This window comes from Alistipes provencensis (genome assembly GCF_900083545.1).
Classification (GTDB): Bacteria; Bacteroidota; Bacteroidia; order Bacteroidales; family Rikenellaceae; genus Alistipes; species Alistipes provencensis.
Map to the genome: position 1 here is coordinate 1,646,180 of NZ_LT559262.1, position 26,094 is coordinate 1,672,273.

12 protein-coding genes are annotated in these 26,094 nt (G+C 61.0%); 3 read left to right on the plus strand and 9 right to left on the minus strand.

The annotated features are described in order from the left end of the window. Window position 1 precedes the first annotated feature (1 nt). The 8 genes from BN5935_RS06555 to BN5935_RS06590 form a co-directional block, all read right to left on the minus strand. The gene (locus BN5935_RS06555) at window positions 2-1,429 is read right to left on the minus strand and encodes an alpha/beta hydrolase family protein (protein ID WP_064975409.1); all 1,428 of its coding nucleotides are present in this window, start codon (window positions 1,427-1,429) and stop codon (window positions 2-4) included. Between the two features lie 5 nt (window positions 1,430-1,434). After that, complete coding sequence (locus BN5935_RS06560) at window positions 1,435-2,865, minus strand: glycoside hydrolase family 28 protein (protein ID WP_064975410.1); 1,431 nt, start codon at window positions 2,863-2,865, stop codon at window positions 1,435-1,437. Next, entirely contained in the window at window positions 2,862-4,397 is a 1,536-nt protein-coding gene (locus BN5935_RS06565; protein WP_064975411.1) for a glycoside hydrolase family 28 protein, read from the minus strand. The genes BN5935_RS06560 and BN5935_RS06565 overlap by 4 nt, the downstream gene beginning before the upstream one ends. Window position 4,398: 1 nt before the next feature. Beyond that, window positions 4,399-7,545 (minus strand): glycoside hydrolase family 2 protein, encoded by a 3,147-nt coding sequence (locus tag BN5935_RS06570; RefSeq protein WP_064975412.1) that lies wholly within the window; start codon window positions 7,543-7,545, stop codon window positions 4,399-4,401. A gap of 25 nt (window positions 7,546-7,570) precedes the next feature. Next, window positions 7,571-8,671: a formylglycine-generating enzyme family protein gene (locus BN5935_RS06575; protein ID WP_064975413.1), complete on the minus strand. Its 1,101-nt coding sequence runs from the start codon at window positions 8,669-8,671 to the stop codon at window positions 7,571-7,573. A 22-nt stretch (window positions 8,672-8,693) separates the two neighbouring features. Further along, window positions 8,694-10,250: a RagB/SusD family nutrient uptake outer membrane protein gene (locus tag BN5935_RS06580; protein WP_064975414.1), complete on the minus strand. Its 1,557-nt coding sequence runs from the start codon at window positions 10,248-10,250 to the stop codon at window positions 8,694-8,696. Between the two features lie 15 nt (window positions 10,251-10,265). Further along, on the minus strand, window positions 10,266-13,412 hold the full coding sequence (locus BN5935_RS06585; RefSeq protein ID WP_064975415.1) for a SusC/RagA family TonB-linked outer membrane protein: 3,147 nt from the start codon (window positions 13,410-13,412) through the stop codon (window positions 10,266-10,268). A gap of 135 nt (window positions 13,413-13,547) precedes the next feature. After that, complete coding sequence (locus BN5935_RS06590; RefSeq protein WP_064975416.1) at window positions 13,548-16,529, minus strand: glycoside hydrolase family 2 protein; 2,982 nt, start codon at window positions 16,527-16,529, stop codon at window positions 13,548-13,550. Window positions 16,530-16,685: 156 nt separating this feature from the next. Here BN5935_RS06590 and BN5935_RS06595 point away from each other — a divergent pair, with 156 nt between their 5' ends. The 3 genes from BN5935_RS06595 (at window position 16,686) to BN5935_RS06605 (ending at window position 25,770) form a co-directional block, all read left to right on the plus strand. Then, complete coding sequence (locus BN5935_RS06595) at window positions 16,686-20,726, plus strand: hybrid sensor histidine kinase/response regulator transcription factor (RefSeq protein ID WP_235821031.1); 4,041 nt, start codon at window positions 16,686-16,688, stop codon at window positions 20,724-20,726. A 91-nt stretch (window positions 20,727-20,817) separates the two neighbouring features. Beyond that, a complete protein-coding gene (locus tag BN5935_RS06600) occupies window positions 20,818-23,187 on the plus strand; it encodes a glycoside hydrolase family 2 protein (RefSeq protein WP_064975418.1) in 2,370 nt (789 codons plus the stop codon). Continuing rightward, window positions 23,188-25,770 carry a glycoside hydrolase family 2 TIM barrel-domain containing protein gene (locus BN5935_RS06605; protein WP_064975419.1) on the plus strand — a complete coding sequence of 861 codons (2,583 nt, stop codon included), beginning with the start codon at window positions 23,188-23,190 and terminating at the stop codon, window positions 25,768-25,770. Here the strand turns inward: BN5935_RS06605 and BN5935_RS15115 are convergent. Next, window positions 25,754-25,897, minus strand: coding sequence for a hypothetical protein (locus BN5935_RS15115; protein WP_157377876.1), 144 nt, complete (start codon window positions 25,895-25,897; stop codon window positions 25,754-25,756). The genes BN5935_RS06605 and BN5935_RS15115 overlap by 17 nt on opposite strands. Window positions 25,898-26,094 lie beyond the last annotated feature (197 nt).

Below are 26,094 nucleotides of genomic sequence, written 5' to 3' on the forward strand. Positions count from 1 at the left end.
TTTATTGTTCGATTCGGTATTCCCGGAGCAGTTTGCGCAGGTTGGTGCTGCCTTTGACGGCATGGGCCGGAAGCTGGCGCTCCGCTCCGAAAACATACATTTCCGGGGCGTGTTCTACCGTTACGGTCTCTTCGCGGTAGGTGCCGTCGGCTTTGCGCAGCCCTTCGGTCCGCAGGTTGAACTGTTCGGCCACGAAATCGTACATCGCGCGGCGTTTGTTCATGCCGTAGTCGTGCTGTTCGGCGGCGAGGTGGACGTTGCGAATCTTGTCGCTGGCTCCGAAAAGGGCATAGACCTTTTGCAGATAGGGGTATTCGATCTGCGGCACGGTCACCGTCCAGTCGTGTCCGTCGGAGATCACCAACTGCGGATGCGGGGCCGCGAGGGCTCCCAGCTCGGCGTTGTTGGTCATCAGTTCGCCGGGCAGGATGTGGATCGGAAGCCCGCTTTCGCAGGGGCATCCGCCGAAGAAGTGCGACGAGAGCATGACCACCGGGACGCTCAGCGTGATGCGGTCGTCGAGCGCGGCGATCACCATCGTCTGCGTGCCGCCGCCCGAGGCGCCCGTGACGCCCACGCGGGTCGTGTCGGCCCACGGTTGGGTACAGAGGTAGTCGAGGATGCGGATGCTCTGCCAAGTCTGCATGACGATCCCCAAATCCGTGCGGTGGTCCTTGAGGTTGAAAGCCAGCGCCGATTCGCCCCAGCCCCACATGTCGTAGCTGAAGACCGCGGCGCCCATTTTGGCCAGCATGGCGCAGCGGAGCTGCTGGTCGGGGCGGTAGCGCCCCCGCTCGTCGGGAATCGAGGTGTCGGTCTTGTTATAGAAGTGTCCGTGCGGCGAGAGCATGACGGGGATGCGTCCTCGGAACCGCGCGGGCATGTAGAGCGATCCCGAGACCCAGACGCCGGGCAGGACCTCCAGCGCGATGTTCTCGACGGTGTAGCTGTCGTGCCGGCGCAGGTTGCTCCGGATCGGCGCGAGGTCGCACTTTTTCAGGCTGTCGAGCCCCAGCGTTGCGAGGATATGCATGCGGATGCGGGCCTTGCGGGCTTCGACAGCCTCGCGCGAGGGATAGAGTTCGAGCAGGCGCTTCAGGTGCTTTTCGCCCTCGGCATAAGGCTTGCGGAAATACTCCCATTTTTTGATTTCATAGACACCGGGGGTCTTGGCCGTCCAGCGCATGTCTAACGGACGCAGGATGTTGTCGAGCGTAGCCTCGGCATCGTCGTAGAAACGCCACGGGGCCGATTTGACGATACGTCCCTTGACGTTTTTATCCTCGTAGAGCAGTTTGATGCCGTATTGTTCTTCAACCTGCTGGAGCACCTCTTTCAGCGGACGGTCGTAGACGTCCGAATTGAGCCACTGTGCGTCGAGGCGCGCGGCGGTGAGGAGGAACAGCGATATGGCTAACAGTCTTTTCATGGCGGTTATTTGAACGTGACTTCGGCGTTGACGCATTTCAGCGCGATCTGCTCCGGGGCGAGGATTTTCTTGCTGCCCACGGTCAGGTTTTCGAAAACCACGCCCTCGATGTCGCCCCGGGCGGGGCATTTGATCTCGGGAGCTTTCGGGAAGGGGGTGAGGAACGAGCAGTCCCGGATCTCGACGTTACGGATCGAGCCGACGGGGACGTTTTCCTTGCGGCGGTTGACCACGAAATGGAACATCATCCGCTTGCTGTCGGGATGGCTGCGTTCGAAGCGGTTGTTCCGATAGCGCACGTCGCTCAGGGCCGTGCCGTCGGAGACGTAGAGCGCCATGCCGCGGTCGGATTCCAACACGTCGTTGTCCTCGAAGGTGATGTTCGACATCCGCGTTCCGCGGGTTTCGGTGCCCACTTTGAGCGACGACTTCTTGGTCAGGAAGACGCAGCCCCGGACGGTGATGTCCTCCGCGTCGCCCAGATAGTCGGAATATCCCGTGGTCTTGACGGCCACGTTGTCGTCGGAGCAGTAGGCGAAGCAGTTTTCGATCAGCAGGTTGCGCGAGGCGTCGGGGTCGAAGCCGTCGGTGTTGCTCAGCTCCGTGTCGTTCATCAGCTTGATGTTGCGAAGGACGACGTCGCGGCAGAGGAGTATCTGCGTGTTCCACGACCCGGGGTCCCGGAACATCACGCCCTCGAAATGCAGGTCCGAGGAATTCACGGCCAGCAGCAGGCGCATGCGGGCCTTGTCGCCGAACTTTTCGCGCAGGGCGCGGCCGCTGCCGTCGATGGCGCCCAGTCCCGTGATCCGGACATTCTTGGCGTCCTTGACATAGATGAAGCGGCGGGTCTTGACATCGTCGTTCGATTCGAAGGCGGCTGCCGAGGAGGCGTCGGCCCGGAGGACCGCACCGCGTTCGAGGTGCAGGTGTGCGTGCGACGGCAGACGGAGCTGGCCGCAGAGATACTCCCCGGCGGGGAATACCAAAGTACGGCCTTTCTTCGCACATGCGTCGATGGCGCGCTGGACCGTGGCGGTGACGTTCGTCGTCCCGGTGTTGTCGATGCCTTTATACTCCATAATGCTAGTTCCTTCGACTTTCTGCGCGGGTTTCTCGGCGAAGATGAAGAGTTTCGCCGTGTCGTTCAGCCGCACGAGGTACTGGCCCGTTTCCGGGAGCCGGAAGCGTACCGTGCGCCCGTCGACCGAAGGCGCGATGCCGCGGCTCAGGGGGCTGACCTCGGCCGAGACGATCTCGGCGGGGAACGTTACGGTGAACTCCGCGGTGCCCTTCGGCGTGCAGGTGACGTAGTGGTAGTGCTTGAAGGGCTCGACCTGCTGGGCCGCGCCGTTCATGCGCACCTCGTACCCGGCAGCCGAGGCGGCTGCGGTCCACAGGAGCAGGGCCGGGAGTATCGTAAGTCGTGTTGTCATTCGAAACGGATGTTTTCGGTGAAACGGATCTTGGCGCCGAGGTCGTCGAGCGAGCGGACGGGACGGCCGCCGATCGTGACGTTGCTGAACGTCAGGCTGTCGATCGTGTGGTCGGCGTCCAGCCCGGCAATCTCGGCGGGGCGCGGGAAGACCGTGGCGAAGTCGCAGTTGCGGATCATGACGTTGCGGATCTGCCCTTTGCCGTGGCGTTCCGAGATTTTGAAGTGGATCGGGCGGCGCTGGCTGTCGGGATAGTTGCGTTCGATGCGGTTGTTTGAGAAGGTGATGTTCTCGAACAGCGCCCCGTCGTTGCAGTAGAGCGCCAGCGCGCGGTCGCACTCGACGACGTCGTTGTCCTCGAAGAGAATGTCGGACATGTGCGCGGCCTTGGTTTCGGTGCCCACCTTGAGCGACGACTTGCGTGTCAGGAAGACGCAGCCCCGCACGACGATGTTTCGCAGGTCCTTGTTCAGCCCGAGGTTGTTGGTGGTTTTGATGGCCACGTTGTCGTCCGAGCAGTAGGCGAAGCAGTGGTCGATCATCACGTTGGCCGAGGCGTCGGGGTCGAAACCGTCGGTGTTGGGGACCGTGGCGTCGTTGATGAGCTTCACGTCGCGGATCGTCACGCCGTCCGAGTAATGGATGTGGGTGTTCCACGCCGCGGGGTCGCGCAACAGGACGCCTTCGATCACCACGTTGCGCGAATTGCGGATGCGGATCAGGTTGGCCGGCTTGCCTTGGGCGCGGAGCGCGGCCCCGCTGCCGTCGATGATGCCCCGGCCGCGGATCGAAACGTTCTCGGCGCTGTCGACGAGGATCAGGCGGCTGAAAGTCATCCACTCGCCGTTGTCGGTGTAGCGCTCCTTGTTGTGGATGTGGTCGGCTTCCGGGAGGCCTCCGTCGGTCGGGTAGTCGTCCCGGTTGTCCGACCCCTTGATGATCGCTCCGTCGGCGAGGTAGATATGCGTGTTGCTGCCGATGCGGAGCGTTCCGGTCGGATAGACCCCGCGCGGGAAGATCAGCGTGCGTCCCGTGGCCGAAGCCTCGTCCAGCGCGCGTTGCAGGTTGGCGGTCTGGAGCCCGTCGTCCGAAACGAAATCCGCGGCGTTGAGCGTCTGCCCGTCCATCGCCGGAGCCTTCTCGGGCTTGTCGGCCAGCAGGAACAGCCGGTCGCGGTCGTTCAGGCGCACCACCCACCAGCCTGCGCCGGGAAGGGTGAACCGGGCTTCGCTGCCTTCGACCGAAGCCGCTATGCCCCGGGCGGCGGGACTGACCTCGCAGCCGGTGAGCGGCTCGGCGGACTCGATGAGTACGGGGGCGCTGCCGTCGAGTGCGAAATTGACGTAGTAGATATCCTTGTAGGCTTCGACAGGCAGGTCGACGCCGCCGACGGTCACGCGGTAGCGGTCGGTCACGGTGTGGTGTTCGGGCTGTGTCGCCGCTGTCGGCGTGACTTTGGCCCCGGTACACGCCGACGCTGCCAGCAGCCATGCCGCCAGCGCCGCGTATACTATGTATCGGGTGGGTTTCATCTTACAGTTTCTTGTCGGGGAATTTCTTCGAGGTCAGGGCCTTGAATTCGGGGATCAGGACCACGCTGTTGGGCTTCACGGTGTAGGAGTCGGTGCGGGTCTTGGTCTTCTTGTTGCGGATGCTCTTGAACGTCACCGACGGGTTGATGGCCGTGATGAGTTTGTAGGCCCGCTTCTGGGCGTCCTTGTCCAGCGTGCCGAGCTCGGGGCGGACGAGAGCCGCGATGGCTTTCAGGTCCGTGCCCTCGACGGTGCGCAACTCCTTCGCCGCACTTTTTTCGCCGGTCCAGACCGCTTCGCCGCCCTCGGGAATACGGTCGATGAGTTCGCAGACGGCCATGTAGTTCATGTCCTTGCCGTCGCGCACGATCATCTTCGCATAGTAGTTGGTCATGTAGTCGACGTAGGCTTCCGGCAGCCGCTTCGACGCCAAGTGCTTGGTGATGGCGCGCGAGACATTGTACTGGCCGGCGATGAAGTTGTAGTCATCGGCCACGATGTAGCCCCGGTCGCCGGTGTAACGGGCCGTCGAGGCGAGGATCGTCGAGAAAGCGTCGAGCATGTAGCGGAACTCGGGCGTCGAGGTGTCGATGCCGGGGTTCTGCTCCTTGATGAACGCTTGGGTGAGCGCACGGAACTCCTGCTGGCGGGCGATCGGGAACGATACTTCGCCGGGGAAAAGGCGCATTTCCTCGGGTGCCGTGACGAAGTTGGCCTGCGAGGCGTTGACGGCCACATGCTGGCGGCCCTCCCAGCTCAGACGGGGTTCGGTGATGCCCGGCAGCGGCGCGGGATCGACATAGTCGACCACTTCGACGGTCGCCGAGGCCGATCTGAGGCCCGTCGCCGAGGCGGTGACGGTCACCGTGCCCGTCTTGCCGACGGCGCGGATGAGGTTGATGACCGGAGCGTCGATGTACATCGTGCCTTCGTACTCCTCGTGCTTGTCGCGGTCGCTGATGTAGACGTCAGGACCGATGAGCGCCGCGGGGCCTTCGACATGGAATTTGAGCGTGTTGTTCGCGCCGTAGACGTGTACGCCCTCCTTGTCCACGATATCTACCTTGAACTCGACGATGTTGTCCGCCGTGGACATCATCTTCTCCGCCGACAGTTTGATCGTCAGCGCCGCGGGTTCGCCCGACATCACGACGCGGTCCTTCACGACCGTGCCGTTGCGGTGCGTGGCGACGGCTTCGATCGTGCCGCGCTCGACGGCCACGTCGGGGAATTCGACGCAGAAATCGTTGCTGACGTCGGGTTTCTTCTCCCCGACCTTTTTGCCGTTGACGTAGAGCTCGACCTTCGCGCAGTTGGAGTCCACGGTGATGAGCTTCTTCTGCCCGACGTACTGCGAACGCCAGAAATGCGGCTGGATATGAACCATCGGCGTGCGCGAGAAGTTGGCCTGCCAGAGATAGTAGACGTATTTGGGTGTGCGCCAACTGTCGACCCAGCCTTTGGGGTTGACGTGTTTGAGCGGTGCGCCGACGTATTCGCGGTCGGCGCCGTGGTCGGCATAGAGCCAGACGGTGCCGTTGTGCTCCGAGATGGGTTTCTTGGGGTTACGCGAGACTTTGTGCTGCCAATACTCCGTGCCGGCCCACTGGCTGTCGGAAGGTTCGAGATTCATGTCGTCCTTGTCGTACCAGCCGCGGATGGTGCAGCGCAGGTAGCTCTCGACGGGCATCTCCTTGTCGGTGTGCTTGCAGAACTCGGGGTTGTACGAGTCGTTGTAGGGCTGGCGCACGGTGATGATGCGCGTGGGGTCCTCCTCGGCGGCGTAGCGCGAGTCGCAGGCGTGGTCGGTCTCGTTGCCCATCGACCAGATGACGATCGAGGGGTGGTTGCGGTCGCGGCGGATCATCTCGCGGCAGTTCTGCTCCTGCACCTCCTTCGAGAAGTTCTGGTTTTTGATATTGGGCAGCTCCTCGTTGATGCAGATGCCGTGGCGGTCCATGAAGTAGTAGACCGACGGGTCGTTGGGATAGTGCGCCGTGCGCATGTAGTTGATGTCGAGGCCGAATTTCATGTCCTCCATGTCCCGCTGGGCGATCCATTTCGGGAAGGCGTGCCCCAGCCACGGGAACTCCTCGTGGCGGTTGATGCCGTGCAGGTGGGTGACTTTGCCGTTAAGCACCAACCGGTGCAGGTCGTAGTCCCACGAAATACTGCGGATACCGAAGGTCGAACGGTAGGTGTCGACCAGTTCCTTACCTACATAAACTTCGCTGTAGGCGTTATAGAGGTAGGGCGAATCGGGACTCCACAACTGCGGTTTGCGGAATTTGGGGATCGACTGGTCGAATTCGGCGATCTGCCCGGCGCCGATGCGCTGCGAGGCGTTCAGCCGTTCGCAGACATTGCCGTCGGCATCGGTGACGACGGTCCGCAGGGTCACCTCCGCAGTTTCGGAACGCTGGTTCTGCACATAGGTTCTGATCCGCACCGAGGCTTGATTCTCGCTCACCTCCGGGGTGGTGATGAACGTACCTCCCTCGTGCTTGTACGATCCTTGGAAGGGGATGTTCACGGGGTCGGTGACGGTCAGCCGCACGTCGCGGATGATGCCTCCGTAGACCGCCCAGTTGCCGGCGTTCATCGGCGGAATGCGGTATTTGTCGTTGAGCGAGTTCTGTACGGCCACGGTCAGGATGTTCTCGCCGCCGAAATTCACGGCGTCGGTGGCATCCATGTAGAAGCTCGTGAAGCCGCCCTTGTGGTCGCCCAGATACTTGCCGTTAAGGTATATTTTGGCATATTTCTGCACGCCGTCGAACTCGAAGCGGATGCGGCGGCCTTCGTATTCACGGCCGATGTCGATGCGTTTGCGGTACCAGCCCCAGCCGTTCCACCAGTAGGGGTTGTCCGAAGCGGCGACGTTGCGGATGTAGGGATGCAGTTCGCGCGTGGTTTCGTAGGTCTGCCATGTGTGGGGGACGCAGACGTAGCTCCATGCCGAGTCGTCGAACGACGGGGATTCGTAGACGCCCTTGACCTCCTCTTCCTGAGGGAAGTAGTTGAATGTCCACTCGGTGTTGATGGTCTTCGTCAGGCGGTGGCTTTCGGCCGGGGCGTAGCCCTTGGCTGCTGCGGTCAGCGTAAAGGCCGCGGCGGCGAGGACCGTCAGTATCTCTCTCTTCTTCATCTATGAACTATTTTTGCTTGTTTTTTCAGTTCCCGCCGTAGTCGGCACCCTCCACTACGTCGAATACCACCCGGAAGCCGATCTCCTCGGAGCGCGTGCCGGGCTGGATCTTCAGCCGCATCGTGGTCTTCACGGCGTATTCAGGCTGGTCCCACGAGCCGCCGCGCAGTACTTTCAGCTTGCCGCTGGCGGGACCCTGCGGGGTCTCGACGTAGGTGATTTCGCCCTTGACACCTTTGCCTTCGGCATCGAGGGAGGGAATTTCACCTTCGGTCGGGACTGCGTTTTTCAGACACTCCCTGTAATAATCGGCGCCGTACCAGTCCGAGCACCACTCCATCACGTTGCCGCACATGTCCGTCAGTCCGAGAGCGTTGGCGGGTGAGGTTTTGCCGTCCTTCATCTCGCCGCAGCGGTGCGCCATGCGGCCGATGCGTTCGATGCGGTTGCCCTGGGCGTCGGTGATGACCGTCACAAGACCGGTTCCGTAGCTCGCGTTCTTGGAGTTGAAGAACCATGCGGCTTTGTTCGAGGAGCTGTTGCTGCTGTAAGAAAGGTAACGGTCGCCCGAGTTTTCCGCTGTGGCGGCCTTGGCGGCCATTTCCCATTCGGCTTCGGTCGGGAGGCGTCCCCCGAGCCAGCGGGCGAAAGCGTCGGCCTCTTTCCATGTAATGCAGACTACGGGGAAATCCTTGCGTGAATTTCCGTCGGGGTCTTCCCATTTCCAGAAAGGCTCCTTGGGCATCTTCACCACGTTGGGATTTGCCTCGACGAATTTTTCGAACTGCTCGACCGTCACGTTGCCCTTCATCATGCGGATATGCGTGGTGAGTTTCACATAGTGGGCGGGGCGCTGGTCGTAGAGCGTCGTAGAGCCTTCGTCGTCGGTGCCCATTGCGGCATAAAGGCATTGGTCGGTACTGCCCCATGCCTTGTTGAAATCAATATCGGCCCATTGGTCCTCGGGAATGATGTCGTAGGGCTTGGCTGAGGATTCGAGCACGATGTCGGGTACATCCTGTACGTTGTCTTCGTGTTCGTAGAGCGAATCGGGCGTGTCGTTGCAGGCGGCAGCGGTCAGGGCCGCGGCGGCCAGAATTGCAAAGCGGAATGTATAGCGTTTCATCTTTTCGTTGGTCGTTTTGGGATTAGTTCCATCCGGGGTTCTGCGTGAGCTTGGGGTTGGCGATACGCTCGTCAGCCGGGATCGGCAGCAGCAGGTGTCTGGACTGTGCGTTCTTGCTCAGCTTGATGAACGGAACGCTCAGTTCGGGCGTCTTCTTGCCGTCCATGGGGTTGACGAAAGACTGCTTCAGGTCCTCGGCGCTCATCTCGACGACTCGCTGTGTGAAGGCTTTCATCACGTCGAGGTAGCGGCCCGTGCGGCGCAGGTCGTAGAGGCGGTAGGCCCCTTCGCCGGCGAACTCCCAGCGGCGCTCCTGCAGGATGGCGTCGGCCAGCTCGTCGTGCGAAAGCGTCGCATCGAGGCCGGTGAGCGTGGCGCGGCTGCGGACGAGGTTGAGGAAGAAGACCGTCTTGTCGGGGGCTCCCAGCTCGTTGTAGGCCTCGGCCAGCATCAGGTAGGCGTCGGCCGAGCGGAGCAGGATGACGTTCGGGCCGGCCAGATTCTGGTTCAGGGCGGCGATGTCGTAACCTTTCAGGAAATGGGGCTTCGAAGAACTGGTGATCTGATAGGTCTGACGGTAGCGCATATCGTCGGTGTCGTACGAATTGAAGAGATCGTACGAGGGCGTGTAGCTCTGGTAGCCGTTGGTTGCGCCTTCGATTTTCTCACCGCTCGCACCCTTCAGCTCCGAGGGAGCCACCTCGCGGTGCCATGTGTTGTTGTACTTGTCCTCGCTTTTGGCAGTGATTTCCCACAGAATCTCCTTTTTGCGCTCCTCGCGTTCCTTGTAGCGCGTATCGAAAATGTACTTGTACTCCGGGCAGAGTCCGTAATCCTCGTTTACCTGCGTATCCTCGGCGAAGAGTTTGAGCGTCTCGATAACGTTCATGTACTCTTTGCGGACAAGGTACATCTGGGCCAGCAGCGTCTTGGCTGCAGCCCGCGAGATGGTCAGCGGATAGCTTACGCCCGAGGAAACGGTGATAGCCGACGGTTTTTCCTCGACGATCTTGGCGACCCATTCCATGTCGGAGATGATGGTCGAATAGACGGCGTCGACCGACGAACGCTCGGGGCGGATATTGTCTTCCTTGATGGAGTAGACCGGAACGGTCATCAGAGGTACGTCGCCCCACAGTTGGACGAGGTTGAAATAGGCCCATGCGCGGATGAATTTGGCCTCGGCGATGATGTTTTCGCTGTTGGCGGGACTCAGTTCGGGGCGCTTTTCCAACTGGTCGATCAGGATGTTGCACTGTTCGACGACGGCGTAGAACTTGCCCCAGATGTTTTTGACGATCGAGTTGTTGACGTTCAGCGTCAGGTAGGCGACGCCTTTGCGGTCGACGTTGGTCGACGAATAGTCGATGTTGTCGGTCATCGTATCGGTGAGGTACATGAAGTCCGTGCCGAAAACGGTATTGCGCACTTGGTAGTATGCCCCGTAGAGGAACAGCATGGCCTCCTCCTCGTTGTTGAAATAGTTGTCGAGGGGGATTTGCGTCTTCGACTGCTCGTCGAGGAAGTCGCACGATCCCAGCACAAAGGCGGAAAGCAGGATGAAAAGTATCTTTTTCATGATCGGGCAGTGGTTTTAGAAAGTGATGTTGACATTGAAGGTGAAGGTCTTGGATGCCGGATAGCTGCTTCGATCGATGCCAAGGGTCGAATTCGACGTTCCCACCGAACTGCTCATCTCAGGGTCGAATCCGCGGTATTTGGTCCACGTCCAAAGGTTCATGGCCTTGAGCGAGAGCATCAGACGCTGCATGCCGATCTTACGCGAAATCTTCTGCGGCACGGTGTAGGTAAGCGAGAGGGTCTTCAAACGCAGGTACGAACCGTCTTCGACCCAGCGGTCGATGACGTTTTGGGTGTAGAGGCGCGCCGTGGAGGGCGATTGCTGCGATGAAGGCAGCGGTTTGCTTCCGCCCATCCAGCCTTGGTCGCCCGTGATCGGGTTCGCGGGACGCCATGCGCCGAGTCCGTCGGCATAGGCGTTGTTGTTGCCGGCTTGGTACAGGTCGAGCTTGGTGACGTTCGTGTTGATGATCTTACCACCGAGGGCGTAGTTGAAGAAGACGGTCAGCGACCAGTTCTTGTAGTTGAACGTGTTGGTGAAACCACCCATGACGTTCGGAAGGGCCTGGCCCAGCACGACTTTGTCCTGATCGTTGATCACGCCGTCACCGTTCTGGTCGATGTATTTGATCATGCCCGGGCGGGTCTGGATGTTGAGCGGATCCTCGACCCAGACGGCATCGTCAGCGTAGACTTCGTCCCAGCTTTTGTAGATCGAGGTCTCGTAACCCTTGATGATGCCCAGCGGCTGTCCGATTTCCAGGAAGGTGATGTCTTGGTTCACACCGTTGCCCATGTGGTAAAGCACGACGTGGTCGTTACCTCCCAAATCGGTGATCGTACTTTTGTTCCAGCCGATGTTGAAGTCGGTGTTCCAGCTGAAATTGCGGTGCTCGATGTTGCGGGTGTGGATCTCGAATTCGACGCCCTTGTTGTCGATGTTGCCGACATTGGCCGAAACCTGCGAATAACCCGTCGTCTGCGGCAGACGGTAGTTGTAGAGCAGGTTGTAGGTCTTCTTATAGTAGGCGTCCACCGAGAAACGGATACGGTTTTGGAACAGTCCCACGTCCAGACCGCCGTTGTATTCGTGGGTGGTCTCCCATTGCAGGTTGGGGTTGCCGATCTGCGAGATGGTTGTACCGTTATAGGACTGCCCGTTGACCAGCACTTTGTTCGAGGAGAGCATCGTCGGCGATTTGTATTCGCCGATGCGGTCGTTACCCGTCACACCGACGCTGAAACGGGGTTTCAGTTCGGAAATCCATTTCACGTTTTTAAGCCACTTTTCCTTGGTCATTTTCCAAGAAACCGAAGCTGCGGGGAAATAACCGTAGCGGCTGTCCTCGCCGAAACGCGACGATCCGTCGGCACGCAGCGAGAAGGTCGCCGTGAAACGTTCGTTATAGGTGTAGATGGCGCGTGTGAAGAACGACAAGTGGTTGACCGCTTTGTAGCTCGATCCGGGAACGCCGATATAGGCGCCTGCTCCGAGGCTGTTCCACATGAAATAGTCGGTGTCGAAACGCGTAACGTCGACGTCGAAGCCGTCCGATTCCTGACGCTGCCAACTCTGGCCGAGGGTCCACATCAGATAGTGCTTCTTGCTGAATGTCCGGGAGAAGTTGATGAAGTTTTCGTTGCTCCATGTAATGCCCTGCGACGTTTTGCGCGTCGCCTTGTTGTTCTTGTCGATATGCGATTCGGTGCTGTAAATCGACCGCAGAACATAGGCGTAGTCGTTGCTGTTGTTGTATTTGTAGCCGGCCGTGGAGTTGAAGGACCAGTATTTCCGCTTGTCGATGTCCCAGCGGAAGACGGCGTTGAGTTCGGCCGTCGTGCGTTTGTTCCACTGGTTCGAGTTCAGGGCCTTGGCGGCTTCGGTGTTAATACTCTTGATCTCGCCGGTTTCTTCATCGATATAGGTGCCGTCGCCGAGGTCCGTGCCGTTGACTGTGTTGGTGGGTTTCTGCATCAGCATACGCAGCGTGGCGCCGGAGTCGCCGGAGCTGATCTTTTCGGTCTGCTGACGGCTGAGCGAAGCTTTGACGTCAAGATGCAGACGTGGGGAAAGATTTATGTTGAACTTGGTCGAGAAGCTCAGGCGCTCGTTGCTCGAGTGGCGCAGGATACCCTCTTCGCTGAGCCAGCCGCCCGAGATGTAATAACGCATGTCTTTCGATCCGCCCTGCAGCGAAACCGTGTAATTGTGTCGCTGGGCAATGTCGCGCAGCAGGCGTTTCTGGTAATCGTTTGTGGTGAGCGTATCGGGACGCAGCGTGTTGAAACTGTTCACGCCCCACATCATGCGGGCGAAGTTGTCGTATTCGGCAAACTGCTGGCTGTTCATCATCTCGATGCGGTAACGCGGGGTCGAGAGTCCGTATTCGGCGTTGACCGAAAGGCTGGGCTTACCGACCTGACCGCTGCGGGTGGTGACCATCACCACACCATTGGCACCGCGCGAACCGTAGATGGCCGTAGCGGCGGCGTCCTTCAGAATCTCGATGCCGGCAACGTCGTTGGGGTTGAGCAGCGACAGGGCGGTCTGGTCCGAGGGGATGTTGTCGATCACCACCAGCGGACTGGTGTCGCCCGAGATGGAGGTGCCGCCGCGGATGCGCATGGCCACTTCGCTGCCCGGCTCGCCGGACGCGGTGATGACCAGTACGCCCGTCGCATTGCCCTGAAGGGCCTGCTCGATCGACGATACGGGGGTCTTGTTGATGTCCTTTTCACTGATCACCGCGATCGAACTGGTGAGGTTGCTGCGCGGGACGTAGCCGTAGCCGACGGCCACGACCTCCTCGATCTCAACGGCCGAGACCGAGAGCTTGGCGTCGATCTTCGTGCGTCCGTTGACCGGGAGAACCTGACGTGTGTAATTGAGGTGCTGGAATATCAGCGAATCTTTGGCCGAGACGTTGGTCAGCATGAAATCGCCGTTGACGCCCGTCGTCGTACCCTTGTAGGTGCTGGCGACGATGACCGATACGCCGATGATCGGTTCGCCCGATGCGGCGTCGGTGACAACGCCCGAGACGGTGAGGCGCTGTTGTGCCTGAAGCGAGGTCGTCAGCAGGAGTGCGGCGAGGGTGGCCAGCACGGTCACTGCCGGGCGCTTCAGTTTCGATACGAATAAAAAGTCAAAGTTTTTCATTCATCAGTTGGTTATTTAAGGTTAACGTTTGTTCGCAAAAGCGGTAGTACAAAATTATCCGGGAGGGGTGGAACGGATGTCGAATATTTTTTCGATTATGTTCGTTTTAAGCCGTATTTAGACCGGCAGGGGGAATCAGCGTTTGCTGTTCCCACTGCCGGCCGAGTTTTCCAAGGCGTTCTTGATCAGGTTGATGACCATCTGCACGGCGGCTTCGTCGTATTTGATGGGGCTGGGAATAGCCTCCGGGGTGCGCGAGGGGTCGAGCCGTCCTGCGGTGAGCAGTCCCGAAAGCAGCAGGCAGCCTTTGCCGTCGCCGAATCCGATCCTCAGCACGGGAGTTCGCGTGAGGTTCTTCCCGGCGGCGGCCAGCGGCACCAGTTCTGCGGCGCTGCCTTGGGCCGAGTTGCGATAGCCGCTGCCGAGGTCGGTGATGCGGACCGGGGCTTTGGGGTTGATTGACATGGCCAGTGCCGGGGCGTCCTCGACCAGAAACTCCATCTTGCGGCGCAGTTCGCGTATCACTTCTTTGTTGTCGGGCCGGGCGTCGAAGGCGAAGAATCCGCAGAGTTCGTAGGCGTAGTAGTCACCCTGTTCCATGCGTCCGACATCGGCGCCCCGGCGGCTCCATTGTGCCGAGAAAGCTTCGCGGCTCAGCCCCTGCACGTCGAAATCGGCGGCGGGAACGATCAGTCCGCCCCGGAGCCCGTTCCAGAGGGCCGTGTGGCGGGGCGTCAGGTGGCGCCACAGCTCCGTATGGACGGAATCGGGATGGATGTGGCTTTCGGGTTCGGCCGCCTCGGTGCAGGTGAGCGACAGCCCGCCGAAGAGGTCGTAGTGTGTTATTTTAGGATCGGTCACACGAGCTACGCCCTGTAGGGGCCCCAGTTGGCCGTCCTCGGCGGGGTAGCCCTGCCCGAGGTAGCGTTCGCCGATGTCGAGCATCACGACGCCTGCGCCCCGGGCGACGGCCTTTTCGATCGTCCGGCGGCAGTCGTTCAGCCCTTCCCAGCTGGCGCGGCCCAATAATAAAAGGTCGGCTTTCACGGGGTCGGGGACGGTGCGCAGGCCCAGCCGGTGCGCCATGGCGAGCAGCTCGGTCTCGGCGGCGGGGATGTAGAGGGCGGCTTCGGCCACCGGGGCCGGAACTTCGGCTTCGAGGACGCGGATGTCCCATTCCGAAACGACGGGGTATTTCACCTCTTCGGTGGGGTTTAGCAGCGTGGTGCGGAGAATGTAGTCGCCGCACACGGCGGGCATTTCGAGCCGGCACTCGGCGATCCGTTTGTCATAGGGCTCTACGCGGCATTCTATGGTCTTGGCGAAGCTTCGCCGCGAGAAGGCGTCGGTGATCTCCACGCGGGCCGTGAGGGTCGAGCGGCGGTCGGTGTCGTTGAAGAAATGGAGCGGGAGGGTGATTTCCTGTCCGGGGGTGAAGTTGCAGTCCCAGATGTCCATGCTGACGGCCTGCGGCGACCAAAGCACTGTTAGGGCATTCCAGACGTTTTTGGGCGTGCCGTCGCGCAGCGGCCCCATGAACCAGTGGTTGCCGTCGGCGTAGCTGCTGGCGATGGTGAACGGAGCGACGCCCGCTGCACCGATCCTCCGCCAGTATTCGGATACCTTGCCGCATGCACGGTCGAGGTGGTGAAGCCGCTCGGCGGCGGTGTGGTTGCGGCCTAAGAAGCGCATGTAGCTCTCGCGGATGGAGGGGTAACCGCCCATTTCACCGTTGCCGTCGAGGTAGTTGCCGCCGAATTCGTCGACCATGATCGCCTTGGGGAACTGGTCGGCGGAGTCGTAGTAGAGCCCGAGATTCTCGAACAGACTCCACCAATATTTATGGATATGCATCACGTCGCGGTCTTCGAGGATGAGCGGCGGGTAGGCCGGGACGATCTCGTCGAGGGCGCTCCATGCGGTCTTCAACTGTTCGCCCTCGGTCTCGTTGTAGGGATGGTAGAGGAGAATGGAGGGGTGGCGGGCTGCCAGATCGAACCACTTGGGATACTGATCCATCAGGCTTTCGCGCGAGGCGGGCATGCCGTGGAAGAAGTTCCACTCGTACTGCACGGCCAGTCCGTACCGGTCGCAGAGGTCCAGCAACCGCTCGGGCGGCACGCCGAGGTGGAACCGCAGCAGGTTGGCGCCATGCTCTTTCAGCCGGCGGACGATGTTGTCGCGGAACCAAAGGGTGTCGTAACCCACTTCGCGGCCCTCGGCGTCGCGCATCCAGCGGTGCCAGACGACCGTGCCGCCGCGGAGTTTAAGCGGCCGGCCGTTGAGGGTGAATTGTTTGCCGGTCACGGCGGCACGGCGCAGTCCCAATGACTGCTGCCAGTCGGAGAGCGTCTCCCCGCGTTCGTCGAGCAGTTCCACGCGGAGGCCGTAGAGGGTGGGATTTTCGGGCGACCATTCCCGGAGCAGACCCCGGTAGTCGAACGCGACCTCGTTCTCGCCCGGCAGGGCGGGGCCCGTCCGGGTCAGGAGTTCTTTTTGGCTCTCTGTCACCGTGATACGGGCCGATGCGGCGCCCGTGCCGCGGATGCGGTAGCGGAGCGTTGCGCGCCCGGCTTCCGGGTCGCAGTCGGTAAGCACCCGGTCGGTAAGGGCGTCGGCATAGAGGTGCAGCACGACGTCGTCCCAGAGCGATGAGGAACAGTTGCTCCGCCACTGGTCCACCTTGGGAATGAACGAGGCGTCGGCGGGCGGAACATCGGCCAGCGAAGCGAGCGATATTTCGAGCGTGATGCGGTTGCCGGGTTTCAGCGACTCGTGGCGCAGGTCGTACAGCGAGCGGATCATGCCGCCCTCCTGCGACGAGATCCTTTGTCCGTCGATGTAGACCTCGGGGCGGAAGCGGGCGCCTTTGAGTTCGAGTACGGCGGCGTTCCACGTTCCGTCGGGCAGCGTGACCTCGCGGCGGTACCAGAGGCGTCCTTCGGTGTAGCGTGTGGCGTCCATCGGGACACCCGGAACCAGCGTCGTTCCGGTGTAGTTGCGGTCGATGCCGTATTCCCACGGGCCGTTCAGTCCGAGGTCGGCATGGCGGGTCTGTGCCGGGGCTGTCGGGGCGCAGAGGAGAATCAGAATAAAGAGGAGTCCGTATTTTTTCATTCGGGTAGCAGTTTGGTGTTCGGGAACAAAAGTAGGGAGAAGCCCCGGTGCGGATGTTTGGATATTTCCGGAAAAGGTCGGATATTTGCCATATATGCCCTGTGGATATTTGGCGCATATCAAAAAAGTGCTATCTTTACCTTTGAAATGAAACCGATGACGCATCTGTTTTTCCGAACTCTTCTGATCCTGTCCTGTTTGGCCGCCGGGGTTTTCCGGGCATGGGCCGAACGGGTCATCGTACCCGTGGAGGGAGGCCCGGTCGGGAACTCGATCACCGCGCTGCTGCAGGACGACGACGGGTTCATGTGGGTGGGGACTATCTCCGGCCTGATGCGTTACGACATGTATTCCTACCGCTATTTCGGCGACAGCGACGGACTGCCCGTCTCGCGGACGATGATCCGCTGCCTGACCCGCGACGACAAAGGCCGGGTCTGGATCGGTACGGAGAACGGTGCCGTCGTTTACGATCCCGTGCAGGAACGGTTCCGGCGCATCGGCGGCCGCATCGCCGCCGTTCCGGTGAAGACCATCACCCGAACCTCGCGGGGGACGATGCTGCTCACCGTGGGCGAGGGTGTCGCCGTGGTCGACCCTTCGTCGCTGGAGTACCGCTTCATCGCCGGGGAAAACCTGAACAACATACTTGCGATCACGACCGATGCCGGGGGTGACATCTGGGGCTGGAGCCACGGACAGTTGTCGCGTTTCGATTTTTCGGACGACGCGATGTCGCCGCGCATCGACAGCCGGCCTTTCGCGTACGATGTGCGTGCCATGGCGGTCGACTCGCGCGGAAGGCTATGGTTCAACGACCGGCGGCGTCTGATGACCGTGCCGCTGCCAGTCGGAGAGGCGCAAATCCCCCCCCCGACCGTGGTGCGGAGCGGCGTAGATGTCCGTTCGATCCATATTGACGGCGACGACGCGGTGGTCACGTCGTCTTACGACGGCATCCACCTGTTTCGTATCGCGGAGGACGGGAAGCCGGTCCCGGACGGCGTCATGTGGGTCGATCCCGAGTCGCCCAGCGAGGTCTGCAACAGCGTGCTGTGCATGGAGCGGGACCGGGACGGCAATTACTGGTTCGGGACTGTCGACGGTATCTATGTGGGCTGCGAACGTCCCCGCGAGATATTCCACAACATGTCCGCCGCCGATGCCGGAGGATTGATCCACAATGTCGTGTCGGATGTCTGCCCGGGTCCCGACGGTGCCGTCTGGGCGGCCACGTCGGGCGGACTGGACCGCATCCGGCGGGTGACGCCGGGGCGTTATGCCGTCGAACATTTTATTCCCGGGCAGCCTGCGGAAAGCGGTGAACTGAGCGATAGCCGCCTGCAGACGCTGGCTTTCGACAGCCGGGGAACGATGTGGCTCGGCACGAAGCGGATGCTGCTGTTCTTCGATCCGCAGAGCCGCCGTTTCTTCGAACGCGGAGAGGTGACCGGACTGCTGGCCCGCTACGGGGCGTTGTTCAGCAAGGAGCTGCGCTGCGACAGCCGCGGCAACGTCTGGATGGGCTTCATCTACGGCGGATTGTTCGTCTACGATGCCGCTGCGGAGCGTTGCCGGACGGTGCGGTTTGCCGGTACGGACCTCTACGATGCCAGTCCGCAGGCCGTTTTGGAGGATAGCGGCGGAAACATCTGGATCGGCACCAAATCCCGGGGGCTGTTGTGTTTCCGGCCCGACGAGGCCGTTCGGGAGGGCGACACGCTCCGCGTCGAACGTTACGATACCTATTTTTTACAGGATCGGGCGCTCGCCGGATTCGTCAGCATCAATGCACTCTACGCCGCGGTCGACGGAACGGTCTATGCCGGAACGTCGCACGGGCTGTACCGTTACGATGCCGTCCTCGACCGGTTCGAGGCATGTCCGCTCAATGCTTTCGGCGAGGAGGTCTGGGTGCTCGATATCATCGCCGACGCCGACGGCGCGCTGTGGATTTCGACTATGCAGGGCGTTTACCGTTATATGCCCGGGGCCGGGCAGGCGCCTTTCTACGAACTTTCGGGCGGTGCTTTCGCTCGCCTCGACTACAACCTCGGGAGCTGTCTCGATGCCGACGGAACGCTCTTCTTAGGGGGCATCAACGGTATCACTTGGTTCGACCCACGGCAGGTCGAACGGCCGGACGAGGCGGCAAAGGTCTATGTCTCGGGGGTCTCGGTGCTCAACCGGGACATCGTGCCCGACGGTGTCCACTTGGAGTCCAACATCAACCGTTCGCACCGGCTGACGCTCAATTACGACGATTACCAGCTTTCGCTCGACTTCACGACGCTGACCTTCGCCCCCGAAGGCCGCGAGCGGTTTTATTACCGGATCGACGGAACGACCCCCGACTGGATTCCGATCGGGGAGACCAACCGCCTTTCGTTCTCCAACCTCGCGCGCGGGGAATACATGCTGCGGGTCAAGGCGGCCGACGCCTCGGGCGTGCTGGGCGAAGGGTCTACCGATATTCTTATCACAGTGCTGCCGCCGTGGTGGCTGACGTGGTGGGCTTACTGCATCTACGGGGCGCTGGCGCTGCTGCTGGCAGCGGCCGTGGTGTGGGTGATCCTGATCCGTTACCGCGCGGCGCAGCAGGTGCGCATGGTGCAGTACAAGCAGCAGTTGTTCATCAACCTGACGCACGGGCTGAAAACCCCGCTGACGATGATGCAGGTCCCCCTGCAACTGATGTCGGACAGCGGTGAGCCGTTGAGCGACGAGGCCCGCCGGGGACTGCTGGCGATGGTGAGCGCCAATGTCAGAAAGCTCTCCAACACGGTCCGGCAGCTCATGGAGTTCCGCAAGATCGACCAGAACCGCGTGTCGATGAATCTGGCGGAGGTCGATATCGTGGAGTATGTGCGCCGTATCTGCGACTATTTCCGGGCCCTCTTCGAATCGAAGGGGCTGAAACTCCGCTGCGACCTTCCCGGGGAGACGATCGTGATGACCTTCGACCCCGAAAAGATCGAGCTGGCGCTCTACAACCTGTTGCAGAACGCCTATACCTTTACCCATACGGGCGGCGAGGTGAGCGTCGGCCTGCGCTGCAACGGCCGGACGGTCTGTATCGCCGTGCACGATACGGGTATCGGTATCCGGTCGGAATACCTCGACAAGATCTTCCTCCGCTTCTGGCAGGTGCATGAGTCGGACACGATGCCGCCGCTGGGTGCGGGTATCGGACTGGCCGTGGCCCGGGAGTTCGTCGAGATGCACAACGGCCGCATCGAGGTCGAAAGCCGTTACGGTGCCGGCAGTACCTTCACCATCTGCCTGCCGCTGGAGGCCCGTTACAAGGCCGAGCAATATTACATTCACAAGTCGACCCAGACGGACGAGGAGCAGATCCTGCCTGTCTATACCAAGCAGTACGCCGAGTCGGATGTCTATGTCGGGAACGACCCCGGCATCGACGAGTCGAAGCCCAACACGGTCTATGTCGTGGCCGGCGGCGGTGATATTACGGGGCTGGTGCGGATGGTGTTGTCGGATTACAATGTGCTGCATTACAACAACGTCGAGGATGCGCTGCGCGCCGTGCGCGAACGGCGGCCGCAACTGATCCTGATCGATATCGTGGTCTACGACCGCGAGGAGGGGCTTGCGCTCTGCCGGCGGCTCAAGGGTTCGAAACAGACCGACGACATTCCCGTCGTGCTGCTCACGGCGGACAATACGCCCGAGGATGCACGGATATTCTGCGAAGTGGGCGTGGATTCGTGGATGGAGAAACCTTTCGATGTGGAGTTGTTCCGGGCACGCGTCCGGCAACTGGTGAGCCGCCATGTCGATCTGCAACAGAAGCTCAAGATCGGGCAGATACTCGGCAAGCGCGAGGATATCGTCGTGGAATCCGCCGATGAAAAGTTCATGAGCCGAGTGACGGAGATCATCGAGCAGAACATTCCCAACGAGGAGTTTTCGCTGGAGGTTTTCGCCCGCGAAATGCGCGTATCGCGTTCGGTGCTGAACATGCGCATCCAGAGTATCGTGGGCAAGTCGCCGATGGAGCTGCTGCGCAACGCCCGCATGCAGCGTGCCGCCCAGTTGCTTGCGACCAATGCCTACGACGTGGCGCAGGTGGGTTACATGGTCGGTTTCTCGGACCCGCGCTATTTCTCGACCAGTTTCAAGAAACAGTTCGGGGAGAGCCCCCGGGCTTACATGCAAAATCACCATAGCGCCTGATCTCGGCGGAATTTCGACATATTAAGGTATCGGTTAAACATGGATTTCGGGCTTCGGGGGTACTTTTGTGCATCTCCGAAAACGAACCCGAATGAGAACACTGAAAACTTTTCTGTGCATCCCGGCGTTGGCTTTGTGGCTGACGTCCGCGGCCCAGCGGCAGGTCGAGGATGCCAATAGCGACTGGCTTTTTTCCTATAAAGAGGCGACAGCCAAACCCGTGAAGGGTATTCCTCCGCAGGCGCAGGTCAGCTACGACGATGCCGGCTGGAAATCCGTGTCGGTGCCCCACACATGGCAGACCTACGAAACCACGGGTGAACTCCACCCATTCATCGCCTCGCCCCACGCCAAGGACAACCCCTACTGGTGGGACGGCAAGGGTTTTTACCGCAAGCATTTCACCCTGCGGCCCGAAGTGCGCGGCCGCAAACTCTTCATCGAGTTCGACGGCGTGATGAAAAACTGTCTGGCCTATATGAACGGCAAACTCATAGGCGAGCATCTGGGCGGCTACGGCTGTTTCTATTTCGAACTGACCGATTATGTCGACTGCGACGGGGACAATCTCTTCGTGCTGGAGGTCTCGAACCGGCAGACCGATCCCCAGCGGGTGCCCCCGATGGATGCCGGGTGCTGGAACTTTTACGGCGGCATCTACCGCAATGTGCGTCTGGTCGCTACGGACGATGTTTTCATTCCGTTTCAAGGGTCGTACAAGCACGAGGGCGGTACGCACGTCACGACCGAGAATGTTTCCGACTCCGTTTCACGGGTCCGGGTGCGCACATGGGTGCGCAACGAACGTACGGAACGGCAGGTCGTGGAGCTGACCACCTCGATTGTCGATGCCTCCGGGCGGGTCGTGGCGGTCGCAAGCACCCCGCAGGAGATTCGTCCGCAGGAGACGGCGCTGTACGACGAGGAGTTCGAGATCGCCGGTCCGCAGCGCTGGTCGCCGGCGTCGCCTAATTTATATAAGGTGGTGTCGACGGTGACGGCCGGCGGCAGGTCCTGCGACCGTTACGAAACCGTGTTCGGCATCCGGACCTTCGAATGGAACCACGACGAGCGGCGGCTGTACGTCAATGGCAAGCCTGTCAATATTCAGGGCTTCAACCGGCATCAGGAATATCCGTGGCTGGGCGACGCCATTCCCTATTTCATCCACCGCATGGACCTGCTGGACATGAAGCGCAGCCTGAACTGCACGGCGCTGCGCCCCGGGCAGTACTGTTCGGGTCCCGAGGTCTTTGCGCTGGCCGATTCGCTGGGGCTCATCACCTTTGCCGAGCTTCCCAACGTCAAGAACCGTCCCTTTTCGCCCGAGGCGCAGTGGATGCAGACCGTCGAGATGGTCCGCCGCCTGCGGAACAGCCCGTCGGTGCTGCTCTTCGACATGGGTGACGAGACGGACCGGGCCGCCGATTCCCGCTGGGCCTACATGGAGTCCCCGGGGCATTTCATCACCTGCCGCCATTGCGAAGGCTCGGGCGGGCGGTTCATCGATATCACGCCCAAGGAGCTGCGCATGTCGAAGATGCTCCGCTGCGCCGTGCGCGGCTGGTACGGTGACGATGAGAAACCCCTGCGTCCCGACAACCAGCAGTGGACCTCGAACGACGAATTCCGCCACCTGATCGCCCTGCAGGGCAAGAAACCCGGCAGCGACGAGGACCGCATCGACCAGCCCAATCTGATGGTCTGGCTCTACGAGGACCACGGCTGCGACCGCGAATACCGCAACGCCCCGATGCTGCACTACAATCCGAAAGGGTGGGTCGACAGCTACCGCGTGCCCAAATACGCCTATTACCTCTGGCAGGCGAACTATGCCGAAAAACCAATGGTCTTCGTGATGCCCCACTACTGGCGGCGGCAGTACATCGGGCAGCGGCGTCCGCTGGTCGTGGATTCCAACTGCGAGGAGGTGGAGCTGTTCGTCGGCGGAAAGAGATGCGGCGTGCTTCGTCCGTCGGCGGAAAACCGACATTCGGTGACTTTCGGCGACATCGGGGTGCGCAACGCTCCGTTGCGTGTGGTGGGTCGCAACGGCGGCGTGCGGGTGGCCGAGACCGTCGTGCCGATGGCGGGCGCTCCCGAACGGCTCACACTGCGTTCGTCGCATACGACGGTGGATGCCGCGCCCGGCGGGGTGTTTATCGTGACGGCCGACATCACGGACAAGGCCGGGAACCACATTTACGGTGCCCGCAATACGGTGCGCTGGGAGGTCGAAGGCCCTGCGACGCTGGTGGGGCCTGCGGAGTATGTTTCGCAGTTCGGCGACGAAGCCGCCCGCACCGGATCGCTCTATATTGACATGCCCGTCTCGAACGTGGTCCGGCCGACCGGCGAGCCGGGCGAAATCCGGGTCCGGGTCTCGGCCGACGGGCTTACGTCCGCCGAGACCGTTGTCCGGGCCATTCCCTGTAAAATCAAAAAAAGCATTACTCGATAGATGAAACGAAATTTATTCACCCTCCTCCTTGTTTTTGCGCTCGGCGCCGTGCAGGCGCAGACGAGCCGGACGCTTTCGCTCAACGGACGTTGGCAGGCGGCCGTCTCGGAAACGCAGCCCGACACCTATCCTTCGACCGTTCCCGTGCCGGGCGTGATGTCGCAGGCCGAGCCCGCACCGGGCATTGATTTCGACGCCACGCGGCTGAAAGACGACGTGGGTTATGACTATGTGTGGTATGCCACGGATTTCGATCTCTCGAACTCGCACGATGGTTACGACAACGGCAACTACACGCACGCCCTGCTGCGCATCCGGGCCAAATACAACGCGCTGGTGATCCTGAACGGCGTGGAGATCGGTTACGACGCCCATTGCACCTATTCGCACGCCGAGTTCGATGTGACGCGGGCGCTCGATTTCAACGGACCCAACAGGCTGGTGGTGCGTGTGGGGAGCTGGAATACGGCGTCGTTTCCCTCGAAGGACAATTCGTCGGAGTGGTGGCGCAACTCGCGGGCCCCGGGCATCTGCGATGATGTGACCCTCTGCCTGACGCACGACGTGACGGTCCGGCACCTGAAACTGCTGCCCGACGTAGCCGACAGCGTGGTGGTCTGCACGGCGCGCGTGGCCAATTACGGCGGCGAGCCCCGGAAAATGAAGGCCCGGGTGACGATCAACGACTGCCGGCATGACTTGGAGAACGATTTCGACGAGATTCCCGTCGTCTGCGAGGCCCGGCTGGGTTCGTTGTCGATTCCGGCGGACAGTGTGGCCGAATTTACCTTCCGGATTCCGACTCCGATGCTCAAACCTTGGACGCCGGGCCGCGAGGGCGATCCGCAGCTCTACCAGTTCAATTTCATCCTCGCGGACGACCGTTCGGCGGATTGCAGGACGGAGACTTTCGGGTTCCGCGACATTTGTGTCGATGGACGGGATGTGCTGGTCAACGGCCGCAGAACCCTGTTCCGGGCCGAGAATATCGCCTTTCAGCGGGCCCTGAACCGCTGGGCGGGGGTGATGTTCGACGAAGCGTGGATACGCCGCTTCCTGCGTGCGGCAGTCGAGGATTACGGGTTCAACTACCTGCGCATTCACCTCGGCCACGCCTATAACAAGTGGTATGACATCGCCGATGAAGTGGGGCTGATGATTCAGGACGAATGGCGCTTCATGCACGACGACGAGCCCACGGGCGAGGACCTCGTCGAGACCGAAACGGAGTTCCGCCGCTGGGTGGAGCAGAACGTCAACCATCCGTCGATCGTCGTCTGGGATCAGGAGAACGAAGGCAACGTGAAACTCGAAGCGCTGAAGGCCGAACTGCGGCGGTACGACCCGACGCGGCTGTGGGGCGAGGACGATTTCGACGCCCGTCACATTTACGAATACTCCGAAACGATCGTCGATACGCCGGTACATCCGGTCAGCGATGCCAAGCCTTCGACTGTCTTGGAGTCCTGCCGGTTGTGGCTCAACGAGCGGGGCGATCTGGAGCCGCGCGAGAATTTCAAGACCAGCCGAACGGCCAGCGGCTGGGGACTCTATTTCTATACGCTTCCCGAGATCGAGCAGTTGCAGGCCGACATCCATGCCGATCTGGGGACATTCTACCGTTCGCGTCGCGTGCAGGCGTGGGCACCCTTCGCGCTGCTGAGCGGTGCGGTGAACGGACACAGTTATTATTTGGGGAATCTGGCCGACTCGCTGACTCCCCAGCCCAACCTGCGGGTCCTTGCGCAGCTCAATGAGCCGGTCGGAACTTCCGTGGAGATGAATCAGGCACGGGAGTGGTACAAGGAAAAGGTACTTTACCGGCCCGGCGGCAGTTATGCGAAGACGGTGTGGGTCTGGAACGATACCGACAGTCCGCAGCGGGTACGGCTCGAAGTCGCCGTGGCTGACGCCTCGGGGCGGGAGCTGTCGGTGCGGGAGGCTGCGGTCGAGGTCGCCGCAGGCGGTGCCGAAGCGGTCACGATGAACTTCGTCATGCCCCGCAGGGAGGGTGTCTGTCTGCTGAAACCCCGCCTCATTACGCCGGAAGGACGGCGCATCGAAGGTGTCGGGCGCCGGCTGATGGTGGCCCGCAAGGCCGGTCCGAAGACCGCAGCGCAGGGTTTCGGCGGACATGCTGTCCCGTTCGAGGACTGTCGGTCGGTATTGGAAAACTTCATCGGACAGGAGTTGCGGCCCGAGGTACAGGCGAAGATCGTGCATGCGCTCGGCGGCGAACTGATCGACCGGGCCGAGCAGCGCCGGAAGGGTGGATTTCTTGTCCGGACGACCCGTTATCTGGGGCCCGGGCATATGCTGGTGACTACGCGCACGTTCGATGCCGGGGGCATGGAACTGACTGCCGAACAGAGTGAGGCGCTGACGTATGTGAAACTTCCGGAAACGGTTCGGCAAACGATAGCCCGGGTGGTCGGGATGGTCCCTGTGGACGAATCGAAAATTATACGCCGCCGACAGGATGATAAGGATATCTATACGATCTCGATGGTCGGCAAGGAGGTACGCTACACAATCCACATGACGCCTTCCGGAACGTTGATTGACTTCAAGTTATCGGATTGACAATGGATATCAGCGGCACGTCCACGGCGGTCTGTTCGTCGGTGTTGAGCCGTTTCGACAGGGGTGCTCCTTCGGGTGAAAAATAGCGTCCCAGCAGTTCGACATTGCGGGTTTCGTCCATCTCCATCGCGGCGTTCTCCGAATGTTACAGTCCCCGTATCAGTTGGGCAAGCGTCTGTGTTCCGTTCTTTTCTCTGCTCCGGAATCCTTGCATGGCCGGTAGTGGGGTTTTGAATGAATTACGTCTGTCTGACCTGAATATACAATTCTCGGTTGTGGTTTCAAAATGCCTCTCCCTCGGATACGCTCATCGCCCGATGCTCC

Bases quoted from the DNA above. Each gene is read 5' to 3' on its own strand.
- BN5935_RS06595 (WP_235821031.1), top strand. From the start codon at position 16,686: ATGACGCATCTGTTTTTCCGAACTCTTCTGATCCTGTCCTGTTTGGCC.
- BN5935_RS06555 (WP_064975409.1), bottom strand. From the start codon at position 1,429: ATGAAAAGACTGTTAGCCATATCGCTGTTCCTCCTCACCGCCGCGCGC.
- BN5935_RS15115 (WP_157377876.1), bottom strand. From the start codon at position 25,897: ATGGAGATGGACGAAACCCGCAATGTCGAACTGCTGGGACGCTATTTT.
- BN5935_RS06570 (WP_064975412.1), bottom strand. From the start codon at position 7,545: ATGAAGAAGAGAGAGATACTGACGGTCCTCGCCGCCGCGGCCTTTACG.
- BN5935_RS06575 (WP_064975413.1), bottom strand. From the start codon at position 8,671: ATGAAACGCTATACATTCCGCTTTGCAATTCTGGCCGCCGCGGCCCTG.
- BN5935_RS06580 (WP_064975414.1), bottom strand. From the start codon at position 10,250: ATGAAAAAGATACTTTTCATCCTGCTTTCCGCCTTTGTGCTGGGATCG.
- BN5935_RS06560 (WP_064975410.1), bottom strand. From the start codon at position 2,865: ATGACAACACGACTTACGATACTCCCGGCCCTGCTCCTGTGGACCGCA.
- BN5935_RS06600 (WP_064975418.1), top strand. From the start codon at position 20,818: ATGAGAACACTGAAAACTTTTCTGTGCATCCCGGCGTTGGCTTTGTGG.
- BN5935_RS06605 (WP_064975419.1), top strand. From the start codon at position 23,188: ATGAAACGAAATTTATTCACCCTCCTCCTTGTTTTTGCGCTCGGCGCC.
- BN5935_RS06565 (WP_064975411.1), bottom strand. From the start codon at position 4,397: ATGAAACCCACCCGATACATAGTATACGCGGCGCTGGCGGCATGGCTG.
- BN5935_RS06590 (WP_064975416.1), bottom strand. From the start codon at position 16,529: ATGAAAAAATACGGACTCCTCTTTATTCTGATTCTCCTCTGCGCCCCG.
- BN5935_RS06585 (WP_064975415.1), bottom strand. From the start codon at position 13,412: ATGAAAAACTTTGACTTTTTATTCGTATCGAAACTGAAGCGCCCGGCA.